This is a genomic window from Lutispora sp., from assembly GCF_041687175.1.
Lineage (GTDB): Bacteria > Bacillota > Clostridia > Lutisporales > Lutisporaceae > Lutispora.
In genome coordinates this window covers 1-8,665 of record NZ_JAWLCK010000112.1, presented here as the reverse complement: position 1 = coordinate 8,665, position 8,665 = coordinate 1, and the positions used below count along the sequence as shown (strand labels likewise).

7 protein-coding genes and 1 pseudogene are annotated in these 8,665 nt (G+C 36.8%); all 8 read right to left on the bottom strand.

The window, feature by feature from the left end; all coding sequences use genetic code 11:
• The 8 genes and pseudogenes from ACESM9_RS12805 to ACESM9_RS12770 all read right to left on the bottom strand — a co-directional run bounded on the left by ACESM9_RS12805 (nt 1) and on the right by ACESM9_RS12770 (nt 8,604).
• A complete protein-coding gene (locus tag ACESM9_RS12805; RefSeq protein ID WP_372999305.1) occupies nt 1-1,269 on the bottom strand; it encodes a TRAP transporter large permease in 1,269 nt (422 codons plus the stop codon).
• Nucleotides 1,266-1,763 carry a TRAP transporter small permease gene (locus tag ACESM9_RS12800; protein WP_372999302.1) on the bottom strand — a complete coding sequence of 166 codons (498 nt, stop codon included), beginning with the start codon at nt 1,761-1,763 and terminating at the stop codon, nt 1,266-1,268. The genes ACESM9_RS12805 and ACESM9_RS12800 overlap by 4 nt, the downstream gene beginning before the upstream one ends.
• Nucleotides 1,764-1,830: 67 nt before the next feature.
• Complete coding sequence (dctP, locus tag ACESM9_RS12795) at nt 1,831-2,844, bottom strand: DctP family TRAP transporter solute-binding subunit (RefSeq protein ID WP_372999299.1); 1,014 nt, start codon at nt 2,842-2,844, stop codon at nt 1,831-1,833.
• Nucleotides 2,845-3,537 carry a DUF2848 family protein gene (locus ACESM9_RS12790; RefSeq protein WP_372999296.1) on the bottom strand — a complete coding sequence of 231 codons (693 nt, stop codon included), beginning with the start codon at nt 3,535-3,537 and terminating at the stop codon, nt 2,845-2,847. It lies immediately after the preceding gene.
• Nucleotides 3,538-3,550: 13 nt separating this feature from the next.
• Nucleotides 3,551-4,339: pseudogene (locus ACESM9_RS12785) on the bottom strand (carbon-nitrogen family hydrolase).
• A 195-nt stretch (nt 4,340-4,534) separates the two neighbouring features.
• Nucleotides 4,535-6,019, bottom strand: coding sequence for a ribonuclease E/G (locus tag ACESM9_RS12780; RefSeq protein ID WP_372999294.1), 1,485 nt, complete (start codon nt 6,017-6,019; stop codon nt 4,535-4,537).
• A gap of 30 nt (nt 6,020-6,049) precedes the next feature.
• A complete protein-coding gene (locus tag ACESM9_RS12775; RefSeq protein ID WP_372999291.1) occupies nt 6,050-6,751 on the bottom strand; it encodes a TIGR03936 family radical SAM-associated protein in 702 nt (233 codons plus the stop codon).
• Nucleotides 6,748-8,604: a TIGR03960 family B12-binding radical SAM protein gene (locus tag ACESM9_RS12770; RefSeq protein ID WP_372999308.1), complete on the bottom strand. Its 1,857-nt coding sequence runs from the start codon at nt 8,602-8,604 to the stop codon at nt 6,748-6,750. Before ACESM9_RS12770 ends, ACESM9_RS12775 begins: the two co-directional genes overlap by 4 nt.
• Nucleotides 8,605-8,665 lie beyond the last annotated feature (61 nt).

Below are 8,665 nucleotides of genomic sequence, written 5' to 3'. Positions count from 1 at the left end.
CTAGCTGAATAGATTTGGTAGTAACAATACAATATCAGGTATATATGTTACCATCAGCAGCACTAATATCAATACCCCCAGCATGGGAAGCAAATCTCTAAACTGATCTTTTAAGGATATTTTGACAATGGATCCTGATACGAAAAGGCATACACCTAATGGAGGAGTACACATACCTATTGTCAAGTTAACAGCCATAACCAAACCAAAGTGAATTAAATCAATTCCAAAACTTTGTACCAATGGCAGGAATAAAGGTGTAAAGATAACAACTGCACTTGTGGTATCGATGAATGTACCTGCAATTAACAATATTATATTTATGACCAATAGGAGCATAAACTTGGTACTGATTGTATAGCCAAGGAAGGAGCTTACTTGCTGTGGTATATTGTTGACTGTGATTACCCAAGTAAATAGTGAAGCAAAGGCTACAACCACCAATACCTGTCCTGTAGATTTTGCACAATCCACCATAGCTGTCCATAAATCTTTCATGCTTAGTTCTCTGTAAACAAACATACCTACAATCAATGCATAGAATACTGCTATTGTACCGGATTCAGTAGGTGTAAATGCACCGCTCATGATTCCGCCTATTATTATAACAGGCATCAGCAATGCCAACAGGGCATCTTTACCGGCTTTAAGAACTTCCCTAAATGGTGCCCTCTTATCTCTGCCAATATAGTGTCTCTTTTTACCCACAATAAAACTATATACCATAAGGCCTACGCCCATTAATAAACCAGGTAAGAATCCGCCTATAAACAGCTTAGCTACGCTTACATTGGCCATAACACCATAAATAAGAAGAGGTATACTTGGAGGTATGATAGGTCCTATTGAGCCACCACAAGCTAAAAGTGGAGCGCAGTATTCCTTATCATAACCTTTCTCCACCATAAGAGGAATCATAATTCCGCCTATAGCTGCTGTTGCTGCTATAGCTGAACCAGTTATTGCAGCAAAAAACATACATGCAAGTATACTTACCATAGCAAGTCCACTTGGGAAATGACCTATAAGCAAGTCTGCGAAGTTAACTATCCTTTTTGACATACCACCTCTGTACATCAATCCTCCTGATAATATAAAGAGGGGAATAGCGGTAAGGGCTATACTATCTGCACCTGTAAACATCCTCTGAACTACAACTAGCGGTGGGAATCCATCAATCATTATTTGTCCCAGGGAAACTAATCCTAGGGAGAAAGCGATAGGTACTCCTATTAAAAATACTACAAATAGAGCTAATATTATCATCATGCTCTCTCACCTCCAGCATTGCTATTTCCCTTTAAGCTTTTCAACTGTCCATATATTATCTGAATCTGATAATAAATCATCAGTATTGCACTGCTAGGCAGGGATAAGTAATAGACTGACATAGGTATAGGTAGATAGGGTGCTTTTTGGGATACCCCAGTTTGCATAAATATAAATCCAAAGTACATTAAGAAAACAAAGAATAATAGTAGTATTAAATTGATTATGATTTCAATTACTTTTCGTGTTTTGTCATTCACAGATGTCAATAGTATATCTATGTTTAAATGTTCTTTTTCTTTTACACAATAAGCTCCTCCCCAGAATACCAAGTATACGAAGCATATTCTGATTATGTCCTGGCTCCAAGGAATAGGGTTTGCGAAAATAAATCTAGTTATAACAGCTAGTAAAGTTACAACAGAAAGTACCAGTGAGCTGGCACCCATCATAAGTTTAACTAAACTGTTGATAACAGAATCAACTGCTTTCATCCAATTTATCCTCCTTTTGTAAGGGTGCCATAAGAGAGATACTCTCTTATGGCTTAGAATTTATTACTTATCTGTTATTTATTACTAATTCAACTAATTCTGGGTTAACCAATGCTTTAACTTCTTCCAATTTGTATAAATCCTTTGTTGCTTCAACAAAGCTTTCCTTGTCAGGCTCAGTTACAACCATTCCGCTATCCTTCAATTGCTGTAAATATTCAGCTTCTTTTGCTGATACTGCTTCACGCTGTCTTGGAACTGCATTTTTGGCTGCCTGGTCAATGGCTGCTCTTAAATCCTCAGGCAATCCATCATAGAAACCTTTGTTCATAATCATGCTTACTGCTGCATAAGTGTGACCATCGAGAGTCAAGTATTTCTGAACTTCATTAAATTTAGAAGTAGCTATGGAAGCTATAGGATTCTCCTGTCCGTCAACCATGCCCTGCTGCAATGCAGTATAAAGCTCATTGAAGGATACAGGTACTGCTGAAGCTTGTAAACTCTTCATTAGAGCAAACCAGATTGGTGCTTCCTGTACTCTTATTGATAGACCTTTCATATCTGCTGCAGATTTTATTTCTCTTATATTGTTTGTAAAATGTCTGAAACCGAGTTCACCAAATCCTAAATGCTTAAAGCCTTGTTCTTCAAATTTTGGTACCAACTGTTCTGATATAACTCCATCAAGCACCTTGTAAGCCTGCTCTTTATTTTCAAAAAGATAGGGTATTGAAAGTACCTGGATGTCTGGAACCCAAGCAGGAAGTGTTCCGTCAGATGTTACTACTGTCATCTGTATTGTACCTAGTTTTACACCTTCTGCAGCTTCTCTTTCGCCACCTAAGGAACCATTAGGATATATATCTATTTTTAGTTCTCCATCATATAGTTTTTCCAGTTCTTCTTTAAAATACTTAGCCATTATTGTAGACTGGTGATCATCATTGCCTACTGCTGCGATCTTTATTTCTACAGGTTTGTTTCCTGCAGTGTTTCCAGTGTTGCTTCCTCCGGAGCATCCAACTAAAATACCTGAAAGCATTACTACAGCAATTACTAAACTAATTACTCTTTTCATTTATCTTTCCTCCTCGCTAATCACTTGTACATTGTAATCCAATGCTATTGTTCTGTTTAAAACTTCATCAACCATCATACATCTAAAATTGTCTCCATATGCAAAACCTTTTAGCAAAGGTACAGTGCCTGAATAAATGATGCTGTTTTTTATATCTCCTACTCTTTCCTTCAACTCTTCAAGTATCTTTTCAACTGGAAGTATATCTGCAAGGGTTCCATCTTGATATACTTCTTCTACACCATTTATGGTTTGATATGATATGAGTTTTATACTGTCCCAATGGTCCTTTAAATCATTATAGTCCCATAATTCTTTACTTATAGGTTTTGGACAAACCTGCTTTGCTTTTGGAACGCTTACGCTTTCCAATTCCCTGTCTGTATGATCGCTTCCAAGTCCAATATATATATTGTCATTGTACAGAACAATTACATACTCAACCTCACCTGAGGTTTTGCTTCCAACAAACTTTATGTCCTTTTCCTGAGTCAGCAATTCATGGGAGCATTCAAAAATGGTTGGTATTTTTTTTGGTGCTGGCACTCCAAGTTGCTCTTCCAATTCTTTTATATGCTCCATAGTCTTTTCCATGTTTCTTCCGGCATATCCTATAACAAGGAGTTCATCATAGCTAAGTGCTAAATCTTCTTCTCCGGACATTCTTTGAAGTTTAAAATTAATGGTTTTCATCTGTACGCCTCCACTAGTCTAATTTGTAAAGCTCAGTTCTTCTATCATTGTAAACATTGATAGTATTTCTTATTTTGTCAACTACTTCTAAATCAAGATCTCCAGTTATTATTTCCTCTTTATCAGATGCTTTAACTATAATCTCACCCCATGGATCAATAAGCGCCGAATGCCCTGCATAAATGGTTTCACCTGCAGTACCACATGAGTTTACACATACATTAAAGATTTGATTCTCAATAGCACGAGCAGTATTCAATATCTCCCAGTGTTTTATTCTTGGAACAGGCCATTGAGCTACAACAAATAGTACTTTAATTCCCTGTAAAGTTAATGTTCGTATTAGCTCTAAGAACCTGACATCATAGCATATTATTATTCCACACTTTACTCCGTCCAATTCAAAGGTTGTAACTCTATTGCCTTTTATGAAGTGGTCATCTTCATGCATATAAGAAAAAAGATGGGTCTTGTCATATTCAGCTATGCATTCACCTTTTCTGTTAAAGATGTATGAAGTATTATATATCCCCCCTTCTTTTTCGTTAACAACAGAGCCTCCTACAATATTAACATTTAGCTCTTTTGCTAACCTTGAGAGTAACTCTATAGTGTTTTCCCCGTTTTTATCGGAGAGCTCCTTTGCATTATTTGAAGGGAAAAAGCCTGTATTCCATGTTTCAGGCAACACTATTGTATCTGGGTTTTCCTTCGCTGCTGCTCTAATAAGTTTTTCTGCCTTCTTAAAATTTTTGTCTTGCGCTTCAAATTACATGTTCATTTGTATTGCACTTACCCTCATTTTTTCATCTCCTAAACTGATTTTAGTATTTTACTACCAGTTGTCACTTCGTAATAGCTTCCACCAATTATGTATATGCTACATAATAATGGTATAATGTATTCGGTATATGGTATTCGGTATTTGGTATACCATTATAAAAATAATACAATGCCTTGCATTAAATGTCAAGACATTGTATTATTTTTATATCACTCAATTATATATTCTAAACTCATCTTTAGGTATGGTTTCATCAGGTATAATGTTTATGTCTTTATTATATTTTTCACTCAACGACCTTATTTCATCACTGTACGTATTTATAAACTCATATCCTAAATCAGGGTGTACAAATATTTCAATCTTTCTATTGTTTTTATTGAATAAGGCTTTGTTTATCTCAAATTCTATTTTCTTAAATATTGTTTGCTTTGACAGCACTCTTCCTGTTCCTGAGCAATAGGGACATATTGACTGCATTATGTTGGTTTTCGGCTGGACAACTTTTTTTCTTGTCATTTCCACTAAACCAAGGTGAGTCATCCCTAACACATTGCTTCTGTTTTTATCTTTTTTCAAAGCATTTCGTAGAACTTCCAGCACTAAGCTCTCGTGCTCATCGTTATTCATATCGATAAAATCGATTATTATTATGCCCCCTATATCTCTTAGTCTCAATTGCCTGGCTATCTCTTTTGCTGCTTCAATATTAGTCTTCAGAACCGTATCAGGAAGATCTTTGCTTCCCACATACTTGCCGGTATTCACATCGACAACAGTAAGAGCTTCTGTTTGGTCTATTACAATGTAGCCTCCGCTTTTTAGCCATACTTTTTTTGAAATAATCTTCTCAATTTTCTCTTCTATTTTATAGTAATCAAATATCTCATAAAACTTATCAAAATAATTAATCCTTGATTTAAGAACAGGGGAAGTCATGGATATAATCTCTAAAGCTTTTTCGTAATATTCCTTATTGTTGATGGTGAGTTTATCTATTTCTTTGGTAAACATATCTCTTACAATTCTAAAAAACAGGCTCATATCTTTATGTATAAGCTTTGGAGCAGATGTCTTCTCACTTTTGCCAAGAACATTAGTCCAGAGAGTATTCAAAAACTCCATATCTGACTTCAGATCCGATAATGAACAACCTTCACCTGCTGTTCTAACAATTATACCCATATTTGGGGGTTTTACTTGAGCAGCCATATCTTTAAGCCTTTCTCTTTCTGCCTCATCTTCAATTCTTCTTGATACTCCGATATAATCTGCAGTAGGCATCAAAACTGCAAATCTCCCCGGCAGTGTAATATGTGTTGTGGCTCTTGCTCCTTTATTGCCAATAGGGTCTTTAACAATTTGAATAAGAACCTCCTGGCCTATCTTTAGATAATCTTCTATCCGGTATGATCTGATATTTTCGCTATCAATAGATAATTCTCCATTGTAGTTCAATAGTTCAGGAAGCACATCTTTCACATACAAAAAAGCATTTTTACCAGTACCAATGTCTATGAAGGCAGCTCCCATTCCGGGCAAAACATTATCCACCAATCCCTTATATATGTTGCCTACTATGCTTTGGTCTTCCTGATCCTCCATATATATTTCCACTAATTCATTGTCTTCAAGGACCGCTGCCCTTGTCTGTCCAAAACTTACATCCACAACAATTTCTTTAATAATAATCGCCACCTATCCTAAGAGAATAATTGTTTCTTGCAGCTACTTTCTATCCACTAGCGATAATGGCACAAGTTCATGGTTAATATTTGTGTAAAGCTCCACTCTTTTTACTCCTTTTACTTCAAAGATATCCCCTATATATTTTTTCAGAGCCTCAAGCAATAGTTGGGGCTTAAGATTTGCTTTGCTGCCACAGGCTAAGACACAGTCTAATTCCACGTTGAGGTTCTCGTGAGGCATGACTTTAATTTCTTTTATCATGGGTTTTATATCTACATCAATGGTTTTAAAATTCTTCTTAGGCTGCTCCTTTGGTACAATAATATTATCTTGAGCCATAAAATCCATAATCTTTTTTTCTAAATCTATGATATGCTCAAAAACCAGTTCTATAGAATATCTTGCATCAGTAACTAATGACATGGCACTCTTTGCCTTATCCTGAAGAACTACCACATCTACAATCTCCAATCCCTTTGGCAGTGATTCATTCAATCTTTCCATTAGCTCCTTTTCAGATACTTCTTCTTCAATGACTATATCCAGATATTCTCCAATGCTTGTCACACCAATGCCAAGAGCAGAAGCAAAGGACATACTGGGGTGGGGATTGAAGCCTTTCGAGTAATGCATAGGTATGTGAGCTCTCCTCAATGCTCTCTGAAATGTTCTCATCAGGTCTAGATGTGATATGTATTTGATCTCTGATCCTTTTATGAATTTTAGTCTCATATTTATCATTTGCACACCCCGCCTTCCTGAAGCAGATTAATTCCACAGCCTGTGCATACAGTCCTGCAATCTCTTGTTGTCTCTCCTTTTAAGGCTTTTTTGTATTCGCTTCTTAGATACTTCTTGGTGATTCCTACATCTATGCGATTCCAAGGTAATACTTCTTCAAAATCCCTCTTCCTTATGGTGTAAAAATCAGGATCAACTCCGCAATCTTCAAAAGCTTTCAGCCATGCTTCATAATTGAAATATTGATCCCAACTGTCAAATTTGCATCCCAGCTCCCATGCTCTTATCAGAACCTTAGAAAGTCTTCTGTCACCTCTGGCGAAAACCGCTTCAAGATAACTCAATTCAGGATCATGCCAGTTGTATGTCAATCCTTTTCTCCTTAGCATTTGCTGAAGGTGCTTCTGCTTCTCCCTCATTGATTCTATAGTATCCTGAGGTTCCCATTGAAAGGGCGTAAAAGGTTTAGGAACAAAACAGGATGTGCTTATGGTAACGTTGACTCCTCTTCCTCTTTGAGCCTTTGGTACCTGATAATATCTATCCAAGACCTTATACCCCAGATCCGCTATACCTTCAACATCCTCCATGGTTTCAGTGGGTAAACCAATCATAAAGTACAGTTTAACACCGCTGTAACCAGAATCAAAAGCTGCTCCAACTGAATTTATTAAGTCTTCTTCTGTAACATTCTTATTTATTACATCCCTCAATCTTTGAGTTCCAGCTTCAGGTGCAAAGGTTAAGCCACTCTTTCTGACTTTTTGAACATCCTGCAACAGCTTCAAAGATATGGAATCAATCCTCAAGGAAGGCAGTGATAGCCCTATCCTGTCTTTTCCATACTTTGACATGAGCTTTTCTACCAATTGATGAAGTCTGGAGTAATCCCCTGTGGACAGGGATGACAGTGATATTTCTTCATATCCTGAACTCTCAACCAGTGTCTCCGCTATTGATTCCAATTCTTCCAATGTTCTTTCTCTTACTGGCCTGTAAATCATGCCTGCCTGACAAAACCTGCAGCCTCTTGTGCAACCTCTGAAAATCTCAAGCATTATCCTGTCATGGACAATGTCTATATAGGGGACTATGATTCTATCGGGAAAATATGCTTTATTTAGATCCTTTACCACTCTTTTCTTAATCTTTGCAGGTACTCCATCCCTGTTAGGCTTTATGGCTTCTATTGTATTGTCCGGATTATAGCTGACATCATAGAAGGCAGGCACATAGACACCAGGTATCTCCGATACCATATTAAGGAATTCTTCTCGTTTTAAACCTGCTGCTTTCCACTGCCTATAGACATCCATGACCTCCAGCATCTGTTCTTCTCCTTCTCCAAGCATGAAGAAGTCAATTATCTCCGCTAGAGGCTCAGGGTTATAGGCACAGGGACCTCCTGCCACTACAAAGGGATCCTTTTCTCCTCTTTGACTTGAAAGCTTAGGGATATCAGCTAAATCAAGCATATTAATAATATTCGTATAACTCATCTCATATTGGAGAGTAAAGCCAACAAAATCAAAATCCTTAATATAATCTCTTGATTCCAAGGCAAAGAGTTTAATATCTTCTTCTCTCATCAATTTTTCCATGTCCGGCCAGGGTGCAAATACTCTCTCACAATAGATATCCTTCTGATCGTTGAGCAAATGATATAATATTTTCATGCCCAAGTGAGACATGCCTACTTCGTAAGAATCAGGAAAGCAAAAAGCAAACCTTATATTTATATCATTTAAATCCTTATGAACGCTATTCCATTCTGTTCCTATGTATCTTCCGGGTTTCTCCACCTTAGGGAGAAGTTTTTCATAAATGTAATCCTTTGTACTTAAATTCAAAATTAATCCTCCTATTTTTCTTAACTTACCACTATCAGTAAACTACTTCACTATATCCTTTATT